A 25932-nucleotide genomic window follows, 5' to 3' on the forward strand; every position below is an offset into this window, starting at 1 on the left:
CTACTGTTACGTCGTCCACAACCCACTGGCGACTCGCCGGCGGTATATGTGGCAACGCCTCAGAAAGTGGATCATATCTGAACGATGCACATAGTGCCACTCCGCCATCATGCTACATGTGCTACAATGCGCCCGCGGGTCGGCAAGGCGCTACGCAGTATATTGCCGAACACGGCCGCCATCATGCTACATGTGCTACAATGCGCCCGCGGGAGTATCTGTTCGCTATGACAGGTCGGTTACCGGGTGATATATGGATACGCTGGCTGGTAAGCGAATTGTCCTCGGTGTGTGCGGAAGTATCGCTGCGTACAAGGTGGCCCAACTGGCTCGTGATCTGACGCTAGCCGGGGCGCTGGTTGATGTGATTCTGACCGAGGCTGCCGAGCGTTTTGTTGGGGCAGCAACCTTCCAGGCTCTGACCGGACGCCCGGTGCTGACCGATATGTGGAGTCTGCCCGAAGATGGTGTCGTGGGCCATGTGAGTTTGGGGATGCACGCCGATATGGTGGTCATTGCTCCGGCAACCGCGAATACGATTGCCCGTCTGGCTGCCGGGTTAGCCGATGATTTGTTGACGACCACGGTCCTGGCGACGCGAGCACCGCTGCTGATCGCTCCGGCGATGAATCCGGCGATGTATGAACATCCGGCAACACAGGCGAATCTGGCGGTGTTGCGTGAGCGCGGAGCGTGTGTGCTTGAGCCAGAGGTGGGACGGATGGCCGAGCCGGTTGTCGGACGTGGTCGGCTGCCCGAACCGGCCGATTTGCTGGCCGAGATACATGCCCTTTGGGGGCGTCGGTACGGCCCGCTCCGTGGGCGCCGGGTGGTTGTTACTGCCGGTGGCACCCGGGAACCGATTGATCCGGTACGTTATATCGGTAATCGTTCGTCGGGGCAGATGGGGTATGCGCTGGCTACCCGTGCCCGTGATCTGGGTGCACAGGTCACGTTGATCAGTGGTCCGACTGCCTTGACCCCACCACGAGCGGTATCCTTTGTCGCGGTTGAGACGGCATTAGAGATGCAGGCTGCGGTGCAGTCAGCTTGTGCGCAGGCCGATATCCTTATCATGAATGCAGCAGTGGCCGATTTTCGCCCGGCTTCTACGGCTGCCGAGAAGATCAAGAAGCACAATGATGAGGGTATGGTGCTGCATCTGGTACAAAACCCCGATGTTGTGGGTGAGCTGGCCGGGCGGCATGATATATTTAAAGTTGGTTTCGCGGCTGAAACCAATGATCTGCTGGTCAATGCCCGGCACAAGCTGCGACGTAAAGGTTTGAACCTGATTGTCGCCAATGATGCAGTGACCAGTATTGGTCAACCTGAGATTGCGCTTACCGTGCTGGACGGTGAGCGTGCCGTCGAGTTGCCACGGCAGCCGAAGGCTGTCGCCGCGGCAGCGTTGTTGGATGTTATTGTAGAGCGTTTTGAATATTGGCTGAGCACTCGCCGGCCATCTGGTGAAGAGTTTGAGGATCGATGACGACAGAACCACAATCAAATCAGTCGCCGCCTGAACCACCTCCAGCACCTCGCCCAACCCGTCGTCTGACGGTGCCGACATTGCCACGGGCAGCGGCTGCCACAAGCGGTCAACAGGTATCGCGGGCTGAAGTAAACGAATTAATTACCGCCTTGGGTGATGCCAGTCACCCTCGACACGCCGAAGCGGTGGATGCCCTGGTTGCACTGGGCGCAACCGTCGTGCCGGCTCTGTGTGCCGTGCTTGACCCTGATCGGCCCTGGTTGACGGTCTACCGGGCCACAGAAGCTCTGGCGCAGATCGGTGATGGACGGGCGACTGGCCCACTCATCAAGGTGCTCAAGCATCCCAATGCGAATGTGCGTTGGGGTGCGGTACGGGCACTGACCCAGGTTGGTGATGTACGTGCCCTCTTCGCACTTCGTGACGTGGCGCGTTCGGATCAGGGACGAACGACCTGGGGCGAGTCGGTGGCCGGTGCCGCCCAGAGTGCGCTTGAACTGCTGAACCGGCGCAGTATCTGGGCACAGAGCCTTGAACTGGTGAAGCTGGCAGTGGTCAGCGTGATCTTCCTGTTGTCGATGGCGCTGGCGTTTGGTGTCATTGGTACCCTTCGGAATGAGCTTGATCAGTTTGGCCGTTATGTTCCCGGTCAGACCGAATTGCCGACGCTGGTGTTACCCACACCGCGCCCAACGGCTACCCCGCGACGACCAACACCGGCAAGCCAACCGACAACATTGCCGGCAACCCAGGTGATTACCGGCACGGCCCTGCAGGTAGCGAATGTTCGCCCTTTACCCGGTACAAATAATCAGCCGATTGGTCGGATTAATGCCGGCGATGAGATCATCTTCCTGGCTCGCACGGCCAACGATCAATGGTATCTGATTCGCCTTGGCGAGCAACGGAGTCCGGACTCTTTTATTGCCAACCCCGATGGCAGTGGTACCGGCTGGGTCAATCGTGCGCTGGTTTCGCCGCCGCCAACTGAAGTGCCGATCCAGGAACCGTTACCGCTTCCTGCACCAACAGCGACGCCGTAGGGCGTTTCAGGCGATTGTGGCTGCACACGTGCAATCTGTGATCTCGAAATATCTGCCTGCGCTCGGTTGGGCTGTTTTCGCCGCGTGTGTGATCACGCTCTTCACACAGGTGCCGCTGCGGCGCGAGTTTGATATTGGCCGTAACGATGCCGGGATCGTTCAAGGATTTTCCGATCCCGAACCGATTCCGGCTACGGCGCAAGCTGACGCTGGTGTTGGCCGACGGGTATTGCCGACAGCCGCTCTACGTATTCCCCAGGCTGGCGCACCGGCCACAGTGACAATGCGTTGGCTTGCGCCAGCCGGAATGCCGATTGTTATCGCGATCAATGATCAGCTACCTATCCAACTGATTGCCCAGGGCCAGTGGGAAGAGCACGATGTTACGGTGAGTAGTGGCTGGCGTAAAGCCATCGATCTGGTGGTACAGATAACGACTCCAGAGTTACCGGAACAGATTCTCCTCGACCGGCTCGTTGTCACCGTGACCCCACCGGTATGGCCATATCCGGCCCAGGTGTGCTACGCGCTGATGGTTGGCGCACTGTGTGGGCTGCTGCTGCAAGGTCGTCCACGCTGGCAACCGGCACTTGCTGTTGGCGCGTATGGGCTGGTCTGGTGGTTGTTTTACCGGAGTAGCCCCTATCCGCTGCTCTACCTGCCGCCAATCATGGTAGCCGGACTGCTGGCAATCTGGTTAATCTGGCGTTGGCCGCGTCTCGTTGTATACTGGCCGCGATGGGCAACGCCAGTGCTGGTTGGTGTGATGATTATCCTCTGGATGGGTGCATTACTTCCGGTAATGACTGCCCACGTAACCCTGGCCCGTCCCGGCGTTGAGAACGATTTTCGCGTCTTTGCTACCCGTGATACACTGGAAATTATCTTTCAGGCCGATGGTTTCTACAATCTCGGCTATCCGCTGCTGCTCTGGCTGGTACGACCGCTGACGCACGACAACCCCTTTCTGGCTGCGCGCCTGATTTCGCTGCTGGCAGGTGGTGTCCTGATTGCTGGGGGCTATCTGTTGGCCCGCAGTTTGCTCTCACCTGGATTAGCATTCCTGGCAGCCGGGTGTCTAGCATTGAGTGGTATAGTCGTGCAGTATGGTTTGCTGGTCGGGAGCGATATGCCGTTTGCGGCGCTGATGACACTGGCCGTAGCTGTGACATTACATGTGCGTAGACCTTCTCACGCGCTGCTGGCGCTGATTGGTGGTGTCTTTGCCGGCGCAGCGTTTCTGATGCGTCATCCCGGCTTGCTGTTGCTGCCATGGGGCGCTGTAACCCTCTGGTACATTGCCGGTCGCCGTCCGGCACTGCTCTTCGGATTGGGGTTTGTACTGGCTGCCGCCCCCCAATTGGTGGTAAACACCCTGCAAACCGGGCAGCCCCTGTTCAATCAGCAGGCTAAAAATATCTGGCTGGCAGTGTACGCCAATACCGATTGGGGACGTTGGGATGAGGTTCCCAACAGCATCGGTCTGTTTGAGGTAATTGGCCGTGATCCGCTGCGTTTTTTGACCAACTGGAGCCGCAATGTAGTTGGTTTCATCGGGGCCGGTGCCGAAGATGTGAGTGAATTCGGGCGCGCCGATCAATTACGCTTACTCGGCTGGCCGGCGAACTGGCTGGCAATTGGGGGATTGGTTGCAGCAGGCCGGCTGGCGTGGCAGCATCGGGCCGACCGGCGCTGGCTGGCGTTGCTTGCGCTGATTGCCCTGTACGTGGCTGCTATCGCGACTGCGTTCATCTTGCCCCGTTTCTTTCTCCCGCTTACACCGCTGTACGCAGTGGCCGCAGCGTGGGCTGTAGCACAACTGTGGACAGATCAGCGTCACCTGGTGGCGGTTGCCTTGATCATAGTCGTTTTACTCAGTTCGGGGCCAATGACGTCAACGCAGGCGGTACTGGCAGCACAACCGGCAGATGAAGTGGCAGCAGTGGCGTTGGTGCAGCACTCGTTACCGACGGACGGCTCGCGACTGGTAGCCGCTATTCCTGATCGCTTGCCGTTGGCAAAATATTCCGCGATAGCGCACCTCGTTCACGTGCGCCTATCATCAACCGTCACCGCGGCCGAATTACAGGCGCTGGACGCCGACTATCTCCTTTGGGATAATGCGCAAGGGCCACCTCCAATCCCCGAACCTGAGCGCAGGCGAATCGGTGATGGCCGTTTTACCCTCTACAGCCTGACAGCGCCGGCTACAAAGTGATAACTTTCTATTTCCTACCTTCTCTCGCCTATCTTCTCATCAGCAATGCCAACCAGCCCCACTTCCACCCACCTATTCCCTATCTTCTCTCGCCTACCTCTTAATCATGTACAATAGCGTCGTACATCAGAATATACCTTGCGTCTGAGACAGACATCACAGCATGCATGAAAGGTAGCAAACAGGTCAGAATGGCATCTCCTGCTCCACGTTCTATCATCGCAATGCAACCACACCGATGGCGAATCGCCTTGATACCCAGACGACCGGTCGTCTGGGTTGGTCTCCTGATGATAATCGGTCTGATCTTGCGTCTCTGGTTTCTATCCATCTATCAGATCGACCCGCGTTTCTCAGCAGCCGACGATGGTGACTATTATCTGCGGGCGCTTCAGTTGGCGGTGACCGGCGAATATCGCGATAATTCGTGGCTCATCCGACCGCCCGGTCATATCTTCTTCTTCACTGCAATGATCCGTATCGGGCTATGGCTGGGCGATCCGGAGATTGGGATTGCGCTGATCCGGGCTGTGCAAATTTCGCTATCGCTGGTCCTGATCCCGATTGGGTATGATCTGGCACGACGGCTCTTCGATCAGCGTACCGGCCTGATCTTCGCAGCAGTTCTAGCCCTCTGGATGCCGATGGTTGAACTGCCGGTGCTGATTCTCAGCGAACCGCTCTTCTTCTTCATGCTGGCAGTTCATGTGTGGCTGTTGGTGCGCTGGCGCGAGTCGTGCCATCCCGGTTGGCTAGCTGGTGCCGGGGTAACGCTGGCTATCGCTGCGCTGGCTCGCTCACCGGGATTGTACGGGGCGATCTTTGCAATACTCTTCATCGGTGTCAGTGCCTGGACAGTCCACCATCGTCGGCACTGGCAGCCCATTGTCTTGGCGCTGTTGGCGTTTCTGCTACCCTTTGTGCTCACCATCGCTCCCTGGACGCTGCGGAATTACCTGCTCTACCACGATTTTATTGTGATCGATACCCTGGGGTCGGTTAATCTCTGGATCGCGATGAGTGATGCGGTACACGAAGGGCGTGGTGAGGGGGAAGCCAAAGGGATTCTACAAGCCATTCCACAAGAAGATCGGCAACGGTTTGTGAGTGCCGAATTGCGCCGCATTCTGCAAACAGAACCGTGGCGCTTTACCCGCAATCTCTGGCCGCATTTTCAGCATATCTGGAAGGCCCAGTTTATCGAGGATTTCTTCGTGAAAGCCAGCTTCTTTACCCGACCATTGCGGGAAGTCTGGCTTCATGGCCTGATCAGTGATCTCGCCTGGTTGAGCTTGATCCTGGCGGCACCATTTACGCTGCTTGGGCGTGGCCAGGATTGGGCAGTACGACTGTTAGCGCTGGGCTGGATCGGCTATACCTGCCTGATGGTGATGCTTATCCACGTTGAACCGCGCTATCTGTTGCCGATCTGGTTCTGGCTGACGTTGTACGGTGCAGCGATGCTCGCCCGGTTGGGACAACACCGCTGGCGTCTGGATCGCCGGCAATTACCCGCATTGATCGTCAGCCTTGGGCTGGCCTTCCTGATTTTCAGCTACCGCAATTACCCGCAGATTATCCAGAATGGTATTGCCCGCGAGCAGGCATACGCTGCGGCGATGGCTGCGCTGCAACGCGGTGATGATGGAGCAGTCGAACAGGCATTTCGCCGCATGCTGGCCGCCGATCCCGATTTTGCCGATGGTCAGGCCGAATTTGCCCGCTGGCTGCTGGCTGAAGGTCGGTATGACGAAGCCTGGAAGGTGATTGGGACCTATCCAACACACCGTGGCGATCTCGTGCGTGGTGCATTGGCGCGGGCGCAGGGCGATCTTGCAACCGCGAAGATGTTATTGCGTGATGTGGAAGAGCGCGCCGGCGAGGACGTGCAACGGCTGGCAGTGCACTGGTTATCACCGACACCGACAACGACGCTAACCCTGGGAGACGATCTTGATCTGGGGTATATGTATGGCTTCTCATTCGGTGAGCGCACGGGTGATACAACGTTCCGCTGGTTGCAGGGTGAAGGTGCTGTGCACCTGCCGTTGCCAACACCGCTGATCGGCAACGAAATTCTGACACTACGGCTGGCGATGCCGCAACTGACGAACCTGACGGTGACGATTGGTGATCGGCGGTATGAGGTAAATGTTGCGCCGGGAGGCTGGCGGGTGTATCATCTGCCTGTACCTGCGCAGATGCAGGGGGCACGTGAGGTAATTATCTTGCTCAGCGCACCGACATTCTTGCCGTATGAGCGTTTTCCCGGTAGTACCGATGCCCGTCCGTTGAGTGTGATGGTGCAGCAAATAGCAGTTCGGTGAAGTATTATGCAACAGATAGACACGACAGCCCAAACAGAACCGGTTGTGGTTCAGACATATCCCTTTACAGTAAGTGTGGTCGTCCCGGCTTACAACGAGGCGCATGGGATTGCTCAGGTCATTGAGCGTGTGCGAGCGGTATTACCCGAGGCTGAGATTGTTGTGGTGGATGACTGCTCGCAAGACGATACGGCCACCGTTGCCCATAAATCAGGTGCGCGGGTTATCCGTCATCCCGTGAATCGCGGCAACGGTGCCGCCGTTAAAACTGGTATTCGCCGCGCTCGTGGTGAGGTCGTTTTGCTGATGGATGCCGATGGACAGATGGATCCGCGCTACATTCCCGATCTGTTGGGAGGCATTGCCGCCGGTTATGATATGGTGGTGGGGGTCCGTACCCACGAGACACAGGGCGACTCGATCTTTCGGCGCTGGGGCAACCGTGCCCTCGATGCGCTCGGCAGTTATCTGGTAGAGACCAAGGTACGCGATTTGACCAGTGGTTATCGGGCGATGCGCCGCGATGTCATCATGGAGTTCATCAATCTCTTGCCCAATCGCTACTCCTACCCCACTACCAGCACGTTGGCGTTGCTCAAAGCGGGCTACCACGTCGGCTATGTCCCGGTCACCGGACAACGCCGGCAGGGTGGGCGAAGTGGGCAAAAGCTCCTGCGCAACGGCATCCGGTTCGGGCTGATCATTCTACGGATCGTCTCACTCTTCGCACCATTGCGCGTCTACTTTCCGGTAGCGCTCTCGATGCAGGGGTTGGCTCTGCTCTCGTTTCTGATCAGCTTCTTTATCACCGACCCCTTCCGTTTTCATGTTCCTAACTCGGCGATGGGCTTATTTGTTGGCAGCATTATTGTCTTTATGTTCGGACTGAACGCCGAACAGGTTGCCGCACTCCGCTTTCAACGCCCCCTGCATAGCGATGAAGAGGAGTAGTTCGTGATGCGTGTTCTGCTTTCGTGGCTGCTCCGTCTGGTCGGGCCGGCGCTGTTGCTGTGGTTTATCCTGACCAGTGATCTCAATCTGTTGTGGCAGACTGTGCGTTCGGCTGATCTGGTGCCGGTTCTCTGGTCGCTGGCCCTGCTGCCACCGTTCATTATTATCAAGTCGTGGCGATGGATTCAGATCATGCGGGCGATGAATCTCTCCCTCGATCTGCCAACGGCCTGTGCCCTCTACATGGTCGGTATCTTTTACGGAACGACAACGCCGGGGCAGGCTGGTGATCTGTTGAAGGCGATATATCTGCGCGAACGGGGTCAACCGACAGCGCCAGCACTCCTCTCGGTTGTACTGGATAGGTTGTGTGATCTGATCATTATGGCCCTGTTGGGAATGATTGGCGTCTTCGCGCTGGGTCAGCTCCTCCCCAGCCGTGAGCTACAACAGATGATCGTGATCGCGATGGGTGTTGGTCTGCTCACGATCACGGTGGTCTTGACGGCAAGGCGGCCACGTTCGTGGGTGCTGACCACACTCTTGCCGCGATTTGCGCCACGGCTGCGCTCCCGCCTGGATCGCTGGAATGAGCAGATGCACAGTCTGACGCTGACGCCGATCCTTATCGCAACGCTCGGTGGGGCAACGCTGGTCTCGGCCTTTTTCACCTTCTTCCGACTCTGGTTGCTCTTCCTGGCCCTTGATCTGAGTGCCGTGCCGTTCCTGGTCTTCGTCGGTGCATCGGCGTTGATTGCCGTGTTGCAAGCATTACCAATCTCGATTGGCGGTCTTGGTGTGCGTGATGTGGTACTGGTTGCGATCCTCGCCGCCTACGGCTACTCACAAGAGCAGGCGTTAACGCTATCAGCACTCTTCTTGCTCATCAATGTTGAACACATTATCGTCGGCTTTATCGTTTCGTTATGGTTTCCCCTCGGGCGAAGTGGTACAATTACTCCATGACATATCAGCGCTACGCGACCGTGTATGATGGTAGCGGTCAGATACGTTTTGCGCTGCTGACCGCCCTGTATCTGGAAGAGTTGTTGCAACGCCATCCGGTGTCCGGGCGACGGGTGCTGGACGTTGCCTGTGGTACCGGCACACTGCTGGCAATTCTGGCTGAGCGCGGCTGGCAGGTAACGGGAGTCGATGCTTCGGCAGCGATGCTGGCACAGGCGGCGGCAAAGCTAGCCGATGTACCGATTCCGGTTGAATTGCGACAGGGTGATATGCGAGAACTGGCGCAATTGCTGCCGGCGCATACGTTTGATCTGGTGACGTGTACTTACGACAGTCTCAATTACCTGATCGGAAGTCATGACCTGGCGGCTTGTTTGCGCAGCGTGGCGCGGGTGCTGGTGCCGGGTGGATTGTTTGTCGCCGATATGAATACTCGCCACTTTTTAGCCGTTGATTGGGGTGAGTGCGCTTTTCAGGAGCAGCCAGGCTATGTCCAGGTCGAACGAACACATTTCGATCCAGCAGCTAACCTCTCTACCATGTGGCTGACCGGTTTTATTGGCAACGACCACGATGGTTACGAACGATTTGACGAGCTGCATATCGAACGGGCATATCCCAATGACCTGGTGGCTGCGCTGATCGAGGCAGCCGGCCTGAAGATCGAAGGATGCTACGACGGCTTTACCTTTCAACCGCCAACTGATACAACTCAGCGTATCTGCTGGGTTGCCCGTAAACCACTATGCCAAAATTACTGATTCTGTCAACCGGTGGTGCGTTAGCGATTCGACGGGCGCTTGGTGCCCGTGATGATCAACTGACCGTGCGGCCTGATCTCACGGTCGTGATTGAAGAGTTTGCCAATCTGCCGGGTAGTCATCTTACGCCACAGCAAATCTTTGCTCTGACGCAGCGCATCCAACAGGTGCGTGATGGGTATGATGGTATTCTGGTTGCGACCGGCAGTGATACGCTGGAAGAGGCCGCCTTCCTCATCGATCTCTTACTCTCTGCCGGGTCGCCGGTCGTTATTACCAGTTTGCCCCGTCTCAGCACCGGTGGGGTGAGTGAGACGAATGGTCTTCAGGCTGCGATGACCGTTGCGGCAACTCCTGCCGTTGCCGGGGCAGGAGCGCTGGTTGTGGTTGACAGTACTATCTATGCCGCTGCCACGATTCAGACGCAGTTCAGTCAGGGGCCTGGTATGGTGACGGCGCCACTGGGTGCACTGGGACGGGTTGAAGGCGATCAGGTCAGCCTGCGCTTGCAGCCGGTAGGACGACAGCAGATTGCCGCGCCGCGCCTGGTCGAGCCGGTCGATCTGATACGCATTGGGGTTGGCGCCGATGATCGTCAGTTACGGCACAGCATTGCCGACAATGTCGCCGGGATTGTGATTGAGGCGCTGGGTAGCGGACGAGTTCCACCCTGGTGGTTGCCGGTGATTGGCGAAGCAGTGCAGCGCCGGATTCCGGTCGTCGTGGTCAGCCGGGCCGGGGCCGGGGGGCTGGGTGATGAATTCGGATACGTTGGCGCCTACCACGATCTGCGCAAGCTGGGGGTCATCTTTGCCCCCGATCTGAACGGGATCAAAGCCCGTCTGAAGCTGATGGCTGCACTTGCCGTTGCGCGTTCTCCCGCTGAACTACGGGCGCTCTTTCGTTAGTGTGTTGATTTGGTTTGATAGGGAACATGAGCGTATCAAATCGCGTGAATATATTTCGTTGCATGCGCGATGGTAGAGAGGTGAACTGCGATGAATGTACTACCACCGCCGGAAGCAAAAGCGGCGTATGTTGAGCAAATGTTTGCCCGCATTGCCCGCGGCTACGACCGGGTCAATCGGGTGATGACGTTTGGGCTTGATCAGGGCTGGCGGCGTAAAGTGGTGGAATATGTTGCGCCACCGGTACACGGTCGTGCGCTTGATGTTGGTACCGGTACCGGTGATTTTTTGATCGAACTGGCAGCCTGGGCCCGTGAAGGGATGGTGGTCGGGGTTGATTTTACCGTGCCCATGATGCAGGCCGGCCAACCGAAAATTGCTGACCTGGCCCAAAGTGGACGTGCTGCCTTTGTGGCCGGTGATGCGTTGCAGTTGCCGTTTCCCGACAACACCTTCGATGCGATTACCACCGGTTTCGTCTTGCGGAATGTCACCGACATCCCGGCAGCGCTGCGGGAGATGTACCGGGTGGCCCGGCCCGGTGCTACCATAGCGTGTCTGGAAGTAGCTCGACCACGGCATCCGTTGCTGCGCTGGGGGCACCGCATCTATTTTGAGCACGTCGTACCGTGGATCGGAGCATTGCTGGGTGGTGATCGCCGTGCTTACACCTATCTCCCGCAATCGGCGCACGCCTTTCCGCCTCCCGATGAGCTGGCGGCAATGATGCGTGAAGCGGGCTGGAGTCACGTCTTTTACCGCCTCTATGGCCTGGGTGCGGTTGCAATTCATGTCGGTGCAAAAAAGATGTAGCGACAATGACCATCACTTCAAACACTTGCATGAGGTTGCCCCATGTACCACGACGATGATGATGACGATGAGATTCGACAGCGAGCCAGACGGCTGATGCGTTTGCGCCGTGAACGCGAATGGTTCGATGACGACGATTATTGGAATATGCAACCCAGAATCGGTTATCGGTCACAGCCAATCCGAAGTGGTATTTCGGGTTCGGTCATCGTCCTTTTCATAGTCGTGCTGTTGATCGGGATTGGCGGTTTCTGGATAACACAGCGCATCAGTGCCCTTGGCAGTGCAATCCCGAATGTGCAGGTGATTGTCCAGACGCCGACACCCCAGATCATCAGCGGTGCGGCTGTCGTGCAGCGAATACAGCAACTCAGCCGACTCGAAACCAGCAAATACACCATTGAGCGGGTTATTGATATCCGCCAGGGCAGCAATATTCCGATTATCGGTGATTGGCTGGCCAGCGATGCGATATTACTCATCGCTCACGGCACGGTGGTGGTAGGGGTCGATCTGAGTCAGATCACCCCTGATGCGGTCACTGTTTCGCCTGGTGGCCGGCAAATTACCGTGCGTCTACCACCGGTACAGGTCTTTAGCGCAACCCTTGACAACAGCAAAACTCGTGTCTACAGTCGTGAACGTGGTTTACTGGCTCCAAACAATCCAAATCTGGAGACAATAGCTCGCCAGGCGGCTGAACAGCAAATTCTGCAGGCAGCCTGCGAGGATGGGATTATGGAGGAGGGTACGCGCAATGCCGAGCTGGCACTCCGCCAGTTTCTGGGCCTGATCGATGGTGCAGTTGTCGAGGTCGTGACCTCACCTCCAGCATCATGTACGGTCTCGCCATAATGGAAACGACAAAGGCACTTCACATGAGTGTTCCGTATGGAGTAGTGATTGGGGGATTGGGAGAATACGCTGACGAATATCTGCTGCCTATCTTCATTGCGTCTGGTTATCAGATATGGATCACACGAGGGGCAGCCCCGCTTTACGACACATTAAGCCGCCAGATCGATCTGGCGCTGGTCAGTATTCCAGATCAGTCGTATCTCGGTCAGATTCCTGAACTGCTCAAACAATGGCAGGGTGTCTTCATGCTGATTGGCCCTCGTAATGATCAACTGGTGGTGGAGTCCTTTGCCCACGGTGTTGACGACTACATTTCCCGACCCTTCCGTACCGATGAACTTATAGCACGAGTACGTGCTCAGTTGCGGCGACGACAGCGTTATCTACCGCTGCCATTCACAGCCGGTCCCTTCACCTTTGATCTGGCCGCGCGCACCATCTCTTTTCGCGATCAACCACTTGATCTCGATCTACCTGCATTCGCCCTCCTCACCGTATTAGCCGAGGCGCCAACCCGCCGGTTTACATCAACTGAATTACTAACGCTCGTCTGGGGTCGCGGACAGGCAAACAATGTCTCGCTCCTTGAGTCAACCTGGCAATGTATGCGTCAGCAGATTGAAGGCGATGAAAGCGTCCTGGTTGGTGATATTACGCGAGAGGTGGCATTGTTACAGTGATAAGTTCATGGGAGACGTAGCACGGGCGTCGGCCTGTGCTACGAGGCAACCTGGAGGCCACGGGGATAACATTGCTAGAAATGCAGTTGATGCCTCACGTCCCTCGATTTGATGTACATCAAGTATCTGGCATCAACAGTAAAACGGTAACCACCGCTGATTGAGGCGCTGTTGTGGATCAAAAGCCTGCTTCAAGCGCTGACTCAGATCGTTCAATTCGGCGGACGGCGAACATCCCCAGCGCAATTGCTCCATCTCCGTCGGCAGATTTCCTGTTGTGATCTGGGTGTGCGGCCAGCGTTCACGCAGATGGTTGAGTAAGGTTGCAATCTGATCAACCGTACCGTTGAGATGAGCATAGATAATCCCGCGGTACGGACATCCGCCTGATTGGATAGAGATGTGTAACTGTGCAGCAGACTGGTGCAAATCGTTCCATGCAGTCATACATTGAGATGGTAGCGTAGCCATGCGCATTGACCACTCGTTGGCAGACGTGGACGGGGCAAACAGACGGTGAATCGGCGACCAGTGCTGCTGCTGCTCATGACTGTCATCAATCAACACGTGCTGCGCCCCTGACGCTGTAGCAAGAACCGCACATTCAGAAGCTGCACGGGTACACGCAGCCGGATGACCGGCAAACTGGACAACAAGGTTGATCAGCGGGGATGTTGATGAGCGGAAGATTCCGCTCGCGACCGGACGAAACACTGTTGTCGCCATTGCAGATAAGCACGCGTTCAGGTCTGACATCGTCTCAAAAGCAGCAGAAAAGGTGACTGTGGCTGGAGGTTGCGGAAATATGCGCAGTCTGACCTCACTGATAATACCGAGGGTGCCGTAGCTGCCGATGAAGAGTTTCGTCAGATCGTAGCCACTGACATTCTTGACCACCTGCCCGCCAACGTGAATAACTGTCCCATCCACCTGTACTATGGTTAACCCTAACACGAGATCGCGCAGGCCGCCATATCCCAATTGCTGCGGATCATCGGCTGCCGTAGCGATCAGACCACCCAGAGTTTCGTAATCTGCCTGATCAACATCGAGCGGGAACTGCTGACGGTGCGTTGCCAGCAACGTCTGTAGCTCGGCCAGGGTCATACCGGCTTCGACCCCAATCGTGAGATCATCGGGTTCGTAGTGTAAGACGTGCTGCAATCTGTGAGTGACGACAACGACATCCGGTGGTTTGATCAGTGTCCCGATCTGCTGGCGGGTACCGCCACCCCACGGAATCACATGCAGTCCATAGCGATAGCAGGTAGCCATCACTTTAGCCAGTTCCTCAGTCGATGCCGGCCACACAACCCACGTTGGTGTGTGGCCCTGTACGGCATACTGAGTGGCTTCCTCACCTCGTCGGATATGGTCTGATCCCACGATCTCGGCTAATGCATGCTGAATCTGGGCAGTTGGAACATTAACTGCCACTGCCATCAACGCATCGGCTCGTTCGCGAGCGAGCGCAATTGGATCGAGATCGGTTGGAAAAACCTTGCCCGGATTGAGGCGTCGTTCTGGATTAAAGACAGCGTAGACCGCAGCATGGGCTGCCAGATCGGCACGATGGTAGAGACTCAACAAAAAGTCGCGCTTCTCGAATCCGATACCGTGTTCACCACTAACTGCCCCGCCTTCATGAATGCTCAACTGCAAAATAGCATGAGTGATCGCATGCGTTTTTGTAACCTGATCGGGATCAGCGGGATTATACAGTATCAGAGGATGCAGATTGCCATCACCTGCATGGAACACATTTGCGACAGGCATACCATAGGCTTTACTCAAGCGCTGAATGTGTGCCATCATTGCCGGCAGCCGAGTGCGCGGAACCACCGTATCAACCAGATAAAATGATGGAGCAAGCGTGTGAAACGAAGCAAACGCACTTCGTCGTGCTGACCAGAGACGCTCTTGATCCGAAGGCGTGGTAGCAGTTCGCAACTGAAAAGCCCCATGTTGACGGCATATATCGCCGATCTCGGCCATCGTCTCATCAAGTCCCTCGGTAAATCCATCGACTTCAACAATCAGCGCTGCCCCTGCTTCTTCCGGTAAATTTGCCTGTTGCGCCAGATTCACCGCCAGCATCGTTGTACTGTCCATCACCTCCAGTGCGGTGGGAATGTGTCCGGCGGCTAGGATTGCACTAACAGCAGTACATGCGGCAACGACATCCGGGAACAGTGCCATAGTTACCCGCTTCGTCTCTGGCGCACGCGTGAGGCGAACAATAGCCCGGCTGACAATGCCAAACGTCCCCTCGGAACCAATGATCAGGCCGGTAATGTCGTAGGTGTGCCAGGTGAATGTCTCGGTGCCGTCACCAGTCCAGCATTGACGACCATCGTGCAGGGTAATCTCGACAGCCAGCACGTGATTGGTGGTGACACCATACTTCAGGCAGCGGGGGCCGCCGCTATTGTTGGCGATGTTACCACCAATGGTGCACATCTGCCATGAAGCGGGATCGGGAGCATAAAACCAGCCATCTTCAGCAACAGCGGCGCTCAGATGATAGGTGATCAGACCGGCCTGTCCCTGTGCCTGGCGATTGGCAGTGTCAATCCGTTCAATCGCATTCATCTGAGAAAGATCGATCACTACACCGCCATACAGTGGTCGTGCGCCACCGGCGAGGCCAGTACCTGCCCCCCGCGCCACAATCGGCAGGTGAGTCGTACGCACCAGTTTAACGATAGCCGGAATCTGGTCGGGCTGCGTAGGGCGTACAACCAGATCGGGCAGACGGTAGTCGCCGGGTAACCAGTCATGCCGGTATGGTGCCAGTCTTTCAGGTTCGTCAATAACGTGTTCTGTGCCGACCAACCGACGCAGAGTCTGAACTAGTTCTGTAACATTCATTTTGCTTTCCGTATATTGAAAAATAATTCCTTATTTTGAAATGATACACCATCTGCAAACACATTGTCAAGACAGGAGAGGATCACTTTCTGAAAAAGGAGAATGTCAAGGAGGGGAAGGGGTCTCATATGAGATAACCCAAGTTGCTACCTTTGTCATCACAGAGATACAGAGGATATACATTACCCGAGTTGCTGGCTTGAGGCGTAACGCAGTGCGTCCCTGACCACCGGATGCTACCTGAACTACCTGAATCGTTCATGCGGTTACACCACCCGGTGTTGAGTGCAATGTCGTACTGTTGATCCTGGCAGTCAGCCTTCGTGGCGTGCTCACAGCATGGGGGCCACTTGAGTTATCAAATAGTGATTCCGTGCATCATTGCCGATACCACTCATCGCTGTTCATCAGCCTGATGATGGGGACTCGCGCCGAGGGGAACTCCAGAACCGATTCTATGAGTAACGATCACATACTGCATCCCCGTATCTAGTAGGGTCAACAGTGTAACACGTGCCGGATCGTGAGTACGACTGTTGCGGCAGCATCGCTGCCGCACTCCACACCGCGTAACACGCGGATGACAGGCGGGCAAGGCAAACTATCCAGCGCGTGATGGCACCACTGGAGCGGGTAGTCCGTCGTTGGTGATTGGTAATCGTTCACGCGTCGGTGCGACAGTCTGGAAGTACGAGAGCATAGATTTTATCAGATAAGTTCTACATACACCAGGATGGTCCGGTTACCCCTTGACAAACGCACATCATTCCGCTACACTACATACCACATAACGAAATAATATTTCATATAACGGAAAACAACATGATCCACTTTGCGCTTAACCTATCACTTACCATGCGTGAACTGGCATGGTCTGAACGCTTCGACACAGCGGCGCGGCTCGGTTTTGGTGTAGTCGAGTTTTGGTGGCCAGATGGGGCCGATCTCAAGGCAATCAGCCGTCAATTGCGCGATCTCAATCTGCAAGTCGCGCTGGTCAATTTTGCTGCCGGTGCATTGGCCCAGGGGGAACGAGGGTTGCTGAACCACCCGGAACGGCAGCATGAGTTTCGCGCCAACGTTCCGATGGCGCTGGAGTTTGCCCAACAGATTGGGTGTCGGCGGCTGAACGCCCTGGTTGGCAGGCTCCTGCCCGGTGAAGATCGCGCTTCACAGATGGCACGAGTACGCGAGAATCTGGCATGGGCTTGCGAGCAGGCAGCCGCAGCCGGGATTGAGGTGGTTGTCGAGTCGCTCAATGCCTGGGAAAACAGTGGCTATCTGCTGACCAATACCGCCGAGACGCTGGCATTTCTGGCGAGTGTTGGCGCACCGAATCTGCGTTACCAGTACGACTGTTACCACATGCAGTTGATGGAAGGGAATATTACTCGCACGATCCGCGAACACGTTGCCCGTATCGGTCATATTCAGGTCGCCGATGCTCCCCATCGCCACCAGCCCGGTACCGGTGAGTTGCATTTTCCGTACATCTTCCGGGCAATTGTCGAGAGTGGCTACACCAGTTTTGTCGGCCTGGAGTTTATCCCTGACCGCGAACTGGCCGCTTGCCTGGAATGGCTACCCCCAGACCGCCGGCAACCGATAGCGCTTGAAGCCCTGCGTTGGTCGGCAGTGGGTGAAGAACAGGAGCGTTAATCGCTCTCGTTATGACCGCCGCGATGTTTGCCCCAAACCTGGCGTTGTGCGGACGGTATAGCGTGTCTCGTTTATATCTATCATCGACAGGAGGTTGCACATGACACCACAGGTCGGTTTTGTTGGGCTGGGGATTATGGGCAAACCGATGGCCCGCAATCTCCACCGTGCCGGCTTCTCGGTTATGGTCTGGAGTCGCTCACGCCAGCCAATGGATGAGCTGGCTGCTGAAGGGCTGTACCCCGCCAAGAGTCTGCCGGCGCTGGCGCAGCGCTGCCCAGTGGTCATAACAATCCTACCGGACAGTGCCGATGTCGCTGAGGTTGTGCATGGTGCTGATGGTCTTCTACAGCATATGAAGCCCGGTAGCCTGATTATCGATATGAGTACTATTTTGCCCGAAACGGCCCGCCAGCTTGCCGCTGCTGCCCTTGAGCGCGGGATAGCGATGCTCGATGCGCCGGTGAGTGGTGGTGACAAAGGAGCGATTGCCGGTACACTCTCGATCATGGTTGGCGGCGATCCGGTAGCATTTGAGTGCGCCCTTCCCTTCTTCCAGGCGATGGGTAAAACGATCACCTATTGTGGGCCAAGTGGCTCTGGTCAGATCGTCAAAGCCTGCAACCAGATTGCGGTAGCGCTCAATATTGCTGGTGTAGCCGAAGCGTTGGCGCTGGGGCTGGCTGCCGGTATTGATCCAGACATCATGATCCGCGTGCTGGGTGGCGGTCTTGCGCAAAGCAGGGTTCTCGAACTACGCGGCCCGACGATGGCGCAAAAGACGTTCACCCCGGGCTTTCGCGTGCGCCTGCATCTGAAGGATATGGGCATTGTACGTTCCACCGCGGCAACGTATCAGCTCCAGTTACCTTTCAGCGATCTGGTATATCAGCATTTCCAGACGCTTGTCGAACAGGGGTATGGCGATCTCGATCATTCGGCGCTGGCGATCTCGTTGGGGCACACGAGCCGTTAATTTTTTGTTTCAATATAATGGAAAATAATTCCATAATGTGAAAGGAGTGTATCATGCCGCAGATGAACGTGATGGATGCGGTGATTAAGGTGTTAGAGAGTGAGGGGGTGCGCTACGTTTTCGGGGTGCCCGGAGCAGCAATTCTCCCCTTTTACGATGCATTGCGCAAGAGTCAGCACATCCGCCACCTCATTGTTCGACACGAAGAGGGTGGTACCCACGCCGCTGATGGTTATGCACGAGCGACCGGCGATGTTGGTATTTGCGTTGGCACCAGTGGCCCGGCGGGAACGAACATGATTACCGGCTTGTATACCGCAATGGCCGATTCGATCCCGATCATCTGTATTACCGGTCAGGCACGTAGCGACATGCTGCATAAAGAAGCCTTCCAGGCGGTTGATATTGTCGAAATTGCGCGACCGGTCACGAAATGGGCTGTGCAGGTGAAAGAAGCTGCGCAAATGCCGTGGGTCTTTCGGCGGGCGTTCCAGATTGCTCGCGAGGGGCGGCCTGGGCCGGTATTGATCGATCTGCCGGTCGATGTTCAAAAGCAGGTGATTGCCTACGATCCTGACCTCGATGCAGCCTTACCAGTATACCGGCCCGCTCCGCCGCAGTCTGCGCTTCGTCGAGCGATAGAGATGATTCTGGCGGCTGAACGTCCGCTCTTGATGCCCGGTGGTGGAGTCATTCTGACCAATGCCGCCCCGGAACTACTGGCGTTAGCCGAATATTTGCAAATTCCGGTTTCACCGACGCTGATGGGAAAAGGTGTAATCCCCGAAGATCACCCGCTCTATGCCGGCATTGTGGGCATTCAGACCCAGCAACGGTTTGCTAACGCGATCTTTCTCGAAAGCGATTGTGTGCTGGCTATTGGTGCTCGCTTTGCCGACCGCCATACCGGTCAGCTCGATGTGTATCGCGGCAATCGTACCTTCATCCACATCGACATCGAACCAACCCAGATTGGCAAGGTCTTTCCACCCGATCTTGGCATTGTTGGTGATGCAAAACTGGCCCTGACCGGCTTGCTGGCGGAAGCCCGGCAACAGACATCGCCTCGTCAGCCTGCCGCCTGGCAATCGCGCGTATTGGAATTGAAGCAAAGGCTCCAGCGGCGTGATGACTTCGATGATGTGCCGATCAAGGCACCGCGTGTATTCCGTGAGCTGAATGAATACTTCGACCGCGATACGATCTTCGTAACAGCGATTGGTCTGTATCAGATCTGGTCGGGTCAATTCCAGCGTACTTATCGGCCCCGCCACTACATGGTCTGTGGTCAGGCCGGTCCGCTCGGTTGGGAGGTGAGTGCCTGTACCGGGGTGAAGCTGGCTCGTCCCGATCAGCAGGTTGTTGGTATTGTCGGTGATTACTCGTTTCAGTTCCTAATGGAAGAGGTCGCCGTTACTGTACAGTATCGGATTCCGTTCGTGTTAGTGATGATCAACAACACCTACATGGGTCTGATCCGTATGGCCGAACTACCGTACCAGATGAATTACGAGGTGAAGCTGGGGTACGAGACGGACGATGGTAATAATGTCGGTATTGATCACTGTCGGGTGATGGAGGCAATGGGTGGATTGGCCGTTCGTGTCACCTTACCTGACCAGATCCGACCGGCATTGGAATGGGCGGTGCGCGAGAGTAATGCCCGCCGCCTTCCGGCCCTGGTTGAGGTCATGACTGAACCGGAAGAGAATGCGGCGATGGGTTCGCGCATTGATCAAATTCGGGAGTGGCATCCGCTTCCCGAAGCGCAAACAGTTGAAATTTGACATAAAATATCTGGCGGTATATTACACCTGAACGTGGATGTGCTGTACCTGTCATCCCGTACTCTCAAATGGCGTGCTGGTAGCACTTCAGTACCGGGATGACAGGATTACTCCTCCTTGACGTATCGGGCTTCTTAAAGCGATCAAATCAGGCAAGATACGGTGCCCGCCCCCTGTTTGGAAAAGCCGTAAACATTCACTTACGGTCATGCCGTCTGGAATAGGTTTTCGGAAAATACCCCAGGGTTCGTAGCAACCGCGTGGCATTGAGCAAACATCGGGGAATTCATCCTCAGCATTCTTTGGTCTATCACCACCGCGAAGCGTTCGGACCAACCGAACAACCTGTCCACGAAACTCGAAACCGGCCTGAACAATGGCAGTAAAGACTGTTTGGGAAAGAAAAACATTTGATGCAAGAAATACATAGCCACCAGGACGTAACACTCGTAAAGCCAGCCTGGCCCACTCGTAAAAGTAATGTTGTATTCGTTCTCTTTCCTTTGGATTTAGTGCAGTAAATCTTGGTAAGGGTGATCTGGTATGACCATCAAAAGATGGCGGAATGCGCCAGATTCCTCCATTGCCATTTGAGCGCTTTTCCAATTGCTCAGGATCGTATTCCTTCACGCCGTAGGGTGGATCGGTAACAATGGCATGAATGCTATCGCCTGGGACTTCGCTTAGCCATTCAAAACAATCAGCATGTATGACTAAAGATTTGGTAAAAGAGTGAAATTCATGGTTAAGGGTGTAAGTCTGTTCGAGATAGTTGATTGACATTATGATCACCTGAACATTTTCGACAACCTGGTATACCGAGACGATTTCACGGAAGGTTAATCAACCATCTGTGTTTTCTAAAGTATTGGGTGCTGATAATCTTTTAAATATCGTACAATAGAACAAATGTTTTGTCAAGAAAATCTGTCTGGCAAGGTTTGACTTTTTCCAGCCTTAAAGGTGGTTGTACCTTTTCACCGTTAAGATGTGATCTTGCACGGAAGGATATCCGCTCAGGCTACTATCCGGCAAAAAAAGGCACCAGTCTAACGCATCATCGTAGTGACCAATTGCCATAACATCATTATATCCATCTTTGCAAAATGCTGCGATGGGGCCTGAATCGCCCGGAACGAAAGCTGTTGTGTTGATTACTCCATTGCACCGGGAATAATGCCACTCGTCCTGTCTTCCCCCATTCCTGCAAGCGCGGACTTCCGATCTACCGGTGCTGGTCTGGATGGGATCAACCGCATCCATCCTACCCCCAGTCTTGAATGCACACCCCCTCCGCAGCAAAATATCACTACCCGTGCGAGACACAAAAAAGCGAGGTGGATACCCACCCCGCTCTTATGAAGTATCACAACCCTACCGTGCCATCCCATCACCGCGTCGCCTGGCTAATTCCTGCCAGCGGCTGCGCCACATCGCCACCCAACTCGTACCGCGCAACCGCCAGGTACCGACGATGCCGTATGGCAGGAAGAGCACGATGAGAATATACACGATCCCAAACAGCAGCGGCCACGCCGGCCCGAAGAAGAAGTTCAGCCAGTACCCCAGCAGTTGGATCACGGCGGCCCCAAGCATCGGCCCGATCAGCGAACCGACGCCGCCAATGATCGTCATCAGGAGCGCATTGATCGTTGTTCCTACGCTGAGCACCGCCGGGTTTGCGTTGAGATTCCACAGCGCGTTGAATGCACCGGCCAGCGCTGCCATGACACCGCTGACGGTGATGGCGATCAGCTTGTAGGTAAGCGTATGGTAGCCCAAGACTCTGGCCCGTACCTCGTTGTCGCGGATCGCCATCATTACCCGCCCGGTTGGCGAATTGACGACCTGGCGGGCCAGGAGGTACATCACTACTGCAAATCCTAACGCGAGATAGTAGAAGCGCAGACGTTCGTTGGTCGGGCTGATCCACGCCGGTACCGGAATACTTTGCAACCCATCCTCTGCCCCTGTCCACTGGCGAAAGTCGGTTGCTTCGGCCAGGAGGAAGAACATCTGGGCAAAGGCCAGTGTCACCATCGCGAAGTAGACACCGCTGACCCGCAACGAGAGCAGGCCAACAATCAGGCTTTGCAGTATCGCAATGACGATGACGGCCACAAATGCTGAGCCGAGATCCCAGCCGGCATGTTTGAGCAAAATCCCAATCGTGTAGGCACCCGTGCCGAAGAAGAGAGCGTGACCGAAGGAGAGAATACCGGTATAGCCCATCAGAATGTCGTAGCTCATCGCAAAAACGGCCAGAATGAAGACCTGGATGAGCATGCCCTGCCAGAATTTTGGTACCCCACTGTCAATTGGCTGCCCGGTGAGCAGTGCTATCAGATAGGGGAAGGCGATCAGACCGCCGATCAAGGCCAGGCCGGCCCATTGTGGTGCTTTCAAACGTGTCAGCATCGCCTACTCCTTCTTCCCAAAGAGACCTGCCGGGCACAGCAGGAGCACCAGCGCCATGATCAAGACCGTTGAAGCTCGCGCAATTGAAGGCGAAAAGGTGATCGCTTCGCTCATCCATGGCAGTTGGATACCGGTCAGGACAATCTGATCACCAAAGGCGCGCGCCAGCCCAACCAGCAGTGCGCCCAGCGCTGCGCCGGTGAAGCTGCCCATGCCCCCGATGACGACGGCGATAAAAGCCTGCAACTGAAACTCCTGCCCCAAACCAGGACTAATGCCGAGGAATGGTGCCGCTGCCACCCCGCCCAACGCGGCAAGGCCGGCTCCAAGCGCAAAGACCAGAGTGAAGACGCGGCGGACATTGATCCCCAACGCCTGTACCATTTCGCTATCCTGAACACCGGCCCGAATGATCATCCCCAGGCGGGTGCGGCGCAAGAGGAGGGCAATGCCGATAAACATGGCAATGCCCAGGGCAATAATAAAGATTCGATAGCTAGGGAATGGTCGCCCCAATACGTCAATACTGGCACAGTTGTCGCGGAGCCAGGCAATCAGGTTGGGTGATGGGCAGTCAGGTCCGCGTCGACTAAACCATTCGGGTAACTCCATAAAGTAACCGCCCGGCCCCCAGATGCCTTTCACTAGCTCGGTGCCGACGAAGACCAGCCCCAGTGTGACCAGTACCTGATAAATAGGCCGACTGTACAGCGGGCGAATCAGGCTCCATTCCATCAGAGCACCCAGCGTAGCGCCACTAGCAGCACCGATCACCAGGGCCAGGAGAAAGCGGATGTTTGCGTTGATGCTCAATAGCCAGCTTTCGGCAGCGAGGCGGAATGGTGCGATGATCAATGCCAGCCCAAGCATGCTCAACACCAGGACAAGATCGGCTCCTGTTGGGGGACGAGAGTGTTCTTTGCCGATCAGAACAGCGATCCCCGCAATGAGGCCGGCTATTGTCAGTCCTAGCGTGCGCCCAACAAAGATGGCGGTCGGTGCCTGTGCCTGCTCAGTCGGCACTCGCCCACCCGAACTGAGCGCAGTGGTGGCCAGCGGTGCCAGCTCGAACCCCCACATTGCTAGTCCGCCCACGATTAATGCCCCAACCCAAAACCACCAGCGCGGTGCCTTGATTCGATTGGTGGGGAACCGGTGCGCCAGGAGCCACCCCGCTACAAACGCCAGCACAAACGGCATCGTGTTCAGCAACAAACGCGGGTTGGCGTAGAGGGTAAAGCCCACATAGGCACCGATCATAAACAGTGTCCCATGGGCGAAATTGAGTACATCCATCAGGCCGAAGATCAGTGAAAGACCAGATGTGACTAAAAAGTAGAGTGCCCCCAGCGTCAGGCCAGAGAGGAGAATACTGGCGAGAACACGCGGTTCGTAATAGGTGATTGCCCAGTATGCAAAGATCAATGTCGCACCGATCCCGGCCAGCAAGCCTCGTCGCTGTCGAATAAATTCATTCATGGATCTCCTCACTGTGGCACGATAACGGCGCGGCATCGTGCCGGTCGCTTGCAACGGTCTGACGAGCGTCATCTCTGCATCAGATTGTCTCGACCGCCGGCGGTATTGCCGCCATGGTTGCTTGCAACGGTCTGACGAGCGTCATCTCTGCATCAGATGACGCGCTAAGCTCTTGCTGCCATCCCGCTTACCCGGCTCCCAGATACCTGTTAATCGTTGCCTGATCGTGGATCAGGTCGGCCATCTTCCCGTGCTGAACACTGTGGCCATCGTCGAGAATGTAGTATTCGTCGGCCAGTTGGGCTGCCATAGCAAAATTCTGTTCAACGAGCAAAATCGTTGTTTCCGTCGCCATCTGGCGCAACGCGGCCATAATTTGTTCAACGATGATCGGAGCCAGCCCTTCACTCGGTTCGTCAATCAAGAGCAAGCGATTCTCTGCTACCAGTGCCCGGGCAATCGCTAACATTTGCTGTTGGCCGCCGGAGAGTTTGCCACCGGGATGGCGGTAAAAGCGCTTCAGGTCGGGGAAGAGGCCCATAATCAGGTCACTCCGTCGGGCCAGATCACCGCGTTTACGTTCGGCGAGCCGCAAGTTCTCCTCGACGGTGAGATCGCGAAAAATAGCCCGGTGTTCAGGGACGTAGCCGACCCCCAGGCGAGCAATGTCATACGCCGGACGTCCGTTGATCACTTCTCCGGCCAGGCGAATACTTCCCTGTCGCGGCGGATTCAGGCCCATGATCGAACGTAGCGTCGTGGTCTTGCCGGCACCATTGCGCCCTAGCAGCGCGGTGATGCTTCCGCTACGCACGCGCAGCGATACTCCTTCAAGAATGTGAAATTGACCGATATAGGTATGAATGCTATCAACGTCCAGCAATATTTCGCTCATTGCCGACCTCCGGCGAAGGTCGTTCCCAGGTAGGCATCGCGTACCGCCTGATTGGCACTGATCTCAGCCGGGCTGCCCTCTGCCAGCACACGCCCCTGGTGCATCACCGTAATTGTTTCAGCCAGACTCATCACCACCGACATATTGTGTTCGACGATCAAAATCGTTTTGTTCGTTCCTTGCCGAATGTTACGCAGTAAGTCCAGCAACATCGGCACCTGTTCCGTTGCCATCCCTGCCGTTGGCTCGTCGAGCAGGAGAATATCGACGTCACCGGCCAGCAGAATCGCTAGCTCAAGCCGACGTTTGTCGCCGTGGGGGAGCGTGGCTGCAATCTGGAGTGCCCGTTCGTGTAAGCCAACCTGTTGTAACGCCGCATAGGCCCGTTCGCTGTAGGTGTGGATCTGGTTTGCACGCTTCCAGATGTGCAGATTTTCCCGTCCACGAGCCTGCGCAGCCAGACGGACATTTTCCAGTACGGTCAGGGTTGGAAAAATGTTGGTAATTTGAAACGACCGTCCGATACCGAGATGGGCCATTCGATGCAGGGGGACGTGCGTAATCTCACGATCACGCAAGAAGACCCGTCCCGCTGTCGGTTTGAGATAACCGCTAATCAGATTGAAAAGAGTCGTCTTTCCAGCACCATTCGGCCCAATAATCGCATGCACGCTTCCGGCGCACACCCGCAGATCGACGTGATCAACGGCGCGCAGGGAGCCGAAATCACGGGTCAGGGACTGGGTTTGAATGATCCATTTGCTCACAAACGCACCTTCGCTTCCAGCATGTGCCGCGCATGCCCACACCGGCATGCGCGGCGAGTG

At 56.1% G+C, this 25932-nt stretch carries 19 protein-coding genes and 2 pseudogenes; 14 read left to right on the forward strand and 7 right to left on the reverse strand.

The window, feature by feature from the left end:
• The first annotated feature begins 253 nt into the window (after positions 1 to 253).
• From coaBC to VAE55_RS00825, 4 genes are all read left to right on the forward strand, one after another.
• Positions 254 to 1492, forward strand: coding sequence for a bifunctional phosphopantothenoylcysteine decarboxylase/phosphopantothenate--cysteine ligase CoaBC (gene coaBC, locus VAE55_RS00810; protein WP_322813929.1), 1239 nt, complete (start codon positions 254 to 256; stop codon positions 1490 to 1492).
• Positions 1489 to 2538, forward strand: a complete 1050-nt coding sequence (locus VAE55_RS00815) for an SH3 domain-containing protein (protein ID WP_322813930.1) — start codon at positions 1489 to 1491, stop codon at positions 2536 to 2538. The genes coaBC and VAE55_RS00815 overlap by 4 nt, the downstream gene beginning before the upstream one ends.
• A gap of 37 nt (positions 2539 to 2575) precedes the next feature.
• On the forward strand, positions 2576 to 4756 hold the full coding sequence (locus VAE55_RS00820; RefSeq protein WP_322813931.1) for a glycosyltransferase family 39 protein: 2181 nt from the start codon (positions 2576 to 2578) through the stop codon (positions 4754 to 4756).
• 224 nt (positions 4757 to 4980) lie between these two features.
• Positions 4981 to 7083, forward strand: coding sequence for a glycosyltransferase family 39 protein (locus tag VAE55_RS00825; RefSeq protein WP_322813932.1), 2103 nt, complete (start codon positions 4981 to 4983; stop codon positions 7081 to 7083).
• Here the strand turns inward: VAE55_RS00825 and VAE55_RS19065 are convergent.
• A pseudogene (locus tag VAE55_RS19065) lies at positions 7054 to 7188 on the reverse strand (hypothetical protein); the annotation flags it as partial. The gene VAE55_RS00825 and the pseudogene VAE55_RS19065 overlap by 30 nt on opposite strands.
• On the opposite strand from VAE55_RS19065, the gene VAE55_RS00830 reads away from it, so the two are divergent.
• From VAE55_RS00830 to VAE55_RS00860, 7 genes are all read left to right on the forward strand, one after another.
• On the forward strand, positions 7129 to 8034 hold the full coding sequence (locus VAE55_RS00830) for a glycosyltransferase family 2 protein (protein WP_416181155.1): 906 nt from the start codon (positions 7129 to 7131) through the stop codon (positions 8032 to 8034). The pseudogene VAE55_RS19065 and the gene VAE55_RS00830 sit on opposite strands and share 60 nt — an antisense overlap.
• Before the next feature lie 6 nt (positions 8035 to 8040).
• A complete protein-coding gene (locus tag VAE55_RS00835) occupies positions 8041 to 9000 on the forward strand; it encodes a lysylphosphatidylglycerol synthase transmembrane domain-containing protein (protein ID WP_322813959.1) in 960 nt (319 codons plus the stop codon).
• On the forward strand, positions 8997 to 9761 hold the full coding sequence (locus VAE55_RS00840; protein WP_322813934.1) for a class I SAM-dependent methyltransferase: 765 nt from the start codon (positions 8997 to 8999) through the stop codon (positions 9759 to 9761). Before VAE55_RS00835 ends, VAE55_RS00840 begins: the two co-directional genes overlap by 4 nt.
• Positions 9746 to 10669 (forward strand): asparaginase, encoded by a 924-nt coding sequence (locus VAE55_RS00845; protein ID WP_322813935.1) that lies wholly within the window; start codon positions 9746 to 9748, stop codon positions 10667 to 10669. Before VAE55_RS00840 ends, VAE55_RS00845 begins: the two co-directional genes overlap by 16 nt.
• Positions 10670 to 10759: 90 nt before the next feature.
• Positions 10760 to 11482 (forward strand): bifunctional demethylmenaquinone methyltransferase/2-methoxy-6-polyprenyl-1,4-benzoquinol methylase UbiE, encoded by a 723-nt coding sequence (gene ubiE, locus VAE55_RS00850; protein WP_322813936.1) that lies wholly within the window; start codon positions 10760 to 10762, stop codon positions 11480 to 11482.
• A 42-nt stretch (positions 11483 to 11524) separates the two neighbouring features.
• Positions 11525 to 12337 (forward strand): DUF4230 domain-containing protein, encoded by an 813-nt coding sequence (locus VAE55_RS00855; RefSeq protein ID WP_322813937.1) that lies wholly within the window; start codon positions 11525 to 11527, stop codon positions 12335 to 12337.
• 23 nt (positions 12338 to 12360) lie between these two features.
• The gene (locus VAE55_RS00860) at positions 12361 to 13020 is read left to right on the forward strand and encodes a response regulator transcription factor (protein WP_322813938.1); all 660 of its coding nucleotides are present in this window, start codon (positions 12361 to 12363) and stop codon (positions 13018 to 13020) included.
• A 132-nt stretch (positions 13021 to 13152) separates the two neighbouring features.
• On the opposite strand, the gene VAE55_RS00865 is transcribed toward VAE55_RS00860, so the two are convergent.
• Positions 13153 to 15891 (reverse strand): FAD-binding oxidoreductase, encoded by a 2739-nt coding sequence (locus VAE55_RS00865; protein ID WP_322813939.1) that lies wholly within the window; start codon positions 15889 to 15891, stop codon positions 13153 to 13155.
• 822 nt (positions 15892 to 16713) lie between these two features.
• Here VAE55_RS00865 and VAE55_RS00870 point away from each other — a divergent pair.
• The 3 genes from VAE55_RS00870 (at position 16714) to gcl (ending at position 20313) form a co-directional block, all read left to right on the forward strand.
• Entirely contained in the window at positions 16714 to 17550 is an 837-nt protein-coding gene (locus VAE55_RS00870; protein WP_322813940.1) for a hydroxypyruvate isomerase family protein, read from the forward strand.
• Between the two features lie 100 nt (positions 17551 to 17650).
• A complete protein-coding gene (locus tag VAE55_RS00875) occupies positions 17651 to 18526 on the forward strand; it encodes an NAD(P)-dependent oxidoreductase (protein WP_322813941.1) in 876 nt (291 codons plus the stop codon).
• A 53-nt stretch (positions 18527 to 18579) separates the two neighbouring features.
• Complete coding sequence (gene gcl, locus VAE55_RS00880) at positions 18580 to 20313, forward strand: glyoxylate carboligase (RefSeq protein WP_322813942.1); 1734 nt, start codon at positions 18580 to 18582, stop codon at positions 20311 to 20313.
• 159 nt (positions 20314 to 20472) lie between these two features.
• On the opposite strand, the pseudogene VAE55_RS00885 reads toward gcl, so the two are convergent.
• From VAE55_RS00885 to VAE55_RS00905, 5 genes and pseudogenes are all read right to left on the reverse strand, one after another.
• A pseudogene (locus tag VAE55_RS00885) lies at positions 20473 to 21096 on the reverse strand (site-specific DNA-methyltransferase); the annotation flags it as partial.
• Between the two features lie 591 nt (positions 21097 to 21687).
• Entirely contained in the window at positions 21688 to 22731 is a 1044-nt protein-coding gene (locus VAE55_RS00890; protein ID WP_322813944.1) for a branched-chain amino acid ABC transporter permease, read from the reverse strand.
• Between the two features lie 3 nt (positions 22732 to 22734).
• Positions 22735 to 24210, reverse strand: a complete 1476-nt coding sequence (locus VAE55_RS00895; protein WP_322813945.1) for an ABC transporter permease subunit — start codon at positions 24208 to 24210, stop codon at positions 22735 to 22737.
• Between the two features lie 187 nt (positions 24211 to 24397).
• Complete coding sequence (locus tag VAE55_RS00900) at positions 24398 to 25105, reverse strand: ABC transporter ATP-binding protein (protein WP_322813946.1); 708 nt, start codon at positions 25103 to 25105, stop codon at positions 24398 to 24400.
• Complete coding sequence (locus VAE55_RS00905) at positions 25102 to 25872, reverse strand: ABC transporter ATP-binding protein (RefSeq protein ID WP_322813947.1); 771 nt, start codon at positions 25870 to 25872, stop codon at positions 25102 to 25104. The genes VAE55_RS00900 and VAE55_RS00905 overlap by 4 nt, the downstream gene beginning before the upstream one ends.
• Between the last annotated feature and the right edge of the window lie 60 nt (positions 25873 to 25932).

Source organism: Chloroflexus sp. (genome assembly GCF_034432675.1).
Taxonomy (GTDB): domain Bacteria; phylum Chloroflexota; class Chloroflexia; order Chloroflexales; family Chloroflexaceae; genus Chloroflexus.

Coding starts and splice junctions, on each gene's coding strand:
- coaBC (WP_322813929.1), top strand. CDS start 254: ATGGATACGCTGGCTGGTAAGCGAATTGTCCTCGGTGTGTGCGGAAGT.
- VAE55_RS00815 (WP_322813930.1), top strand. CDS start 1,489: ATGACGACAGAACCACAATCAAATCAGTCGCCGCCTGAACCACCTCCA.
- VAE55_RS00825 (WP_322813932.1), top strand. CDS start 4,981: ATGCAACCACACCGATGGCGAATCGCCTTGATACCCAGACGACCGGTC.
- VAE55_RS00835 (WP_322813959.1), top strand. CDS start 8,041: ATGCGTGTTCTGCTTTCGTGGCTGCTCCGTCTGGTCGGGCCGGCGCTG.
- VAE55_RS00840 (WP_322813934.1), top strand. CDS start 8,997: ATGACATATCAGCGCTACGCGACCGTGTATGATGGTAGCGGTCAGATA.
- VAE55_RS00845 (WP_322813935.1), top strand. CDS start 9,746: ATGCCAAAATTACTGATTCTGTCAACCGGTGGTGCGTTAGCGATTCGA.
- ubiE (WP_322813936.1), top strand. CDS start 10,760: ATGAATGTACTACCACCGCCGGAAGCAAAAGCGGCGTATGTTGAGCAA.
- VAE55_RS00855 (WP_322813937.1), top strand. CDS start 11,525: ATGTACCACGACGATGATGATGACGATGAGATTCGACAGCGAGCCAGA.
- VAE55_RS00860 (WP_322813938.1), top strand. CDS start 12,361: ATGAGTGTTCCGTATGGAGTAGTGATTGGGGGATTGGGAGAATACGCT.
- VAE55_RS00865 (WP_322813939.1), bottom strand. CDS start 15,891: ATGAATGTTACAGAACTAGTTCAGACTCTGCGTCGGTTGGTCGGCACA.
- VAE55_RS00870 (WP_322813940.1), top strand. CDS start 16,714: ATGATCCACTTTGCGCTTAACCTATCACTTACCATGCGTGAACTGGCA.
- VAE55_RS00875 (WP_322813941.1), top strand. CDS start 17,651: ATGACACCACAGGTCGGTTTTGTTGGGCTGGGGATTATGGGCAAACCG.
- gcl (WP_322813942.1), top strand. CDS start 18,580: ATGCCGCAGATGAACGTGATGGATGCGGTGATTAAGGTGTTAGAGAGT.
- VAE55_RS00890 (WP_322813944.1), bottom strand. CDS start 22,731: ATGCTGACACGTTTGAAAGCACCACAATGGGCCGGCCTGGCCTTGATC.
- VAE55_RS00895 (WP_322813945.1), bottom strand. CDS start 24,210: ATGAATGAATTTATTCGACAGCGACGAGGCTTGCTGGCCGGGATCGGT.
- VAE55_RS00900 (WP_322813946.1), bottom strand. CDS start 25,105: ATGAGCGAAATATTGCTGGACGTTGATAGCATTCATACCTATATCGGT.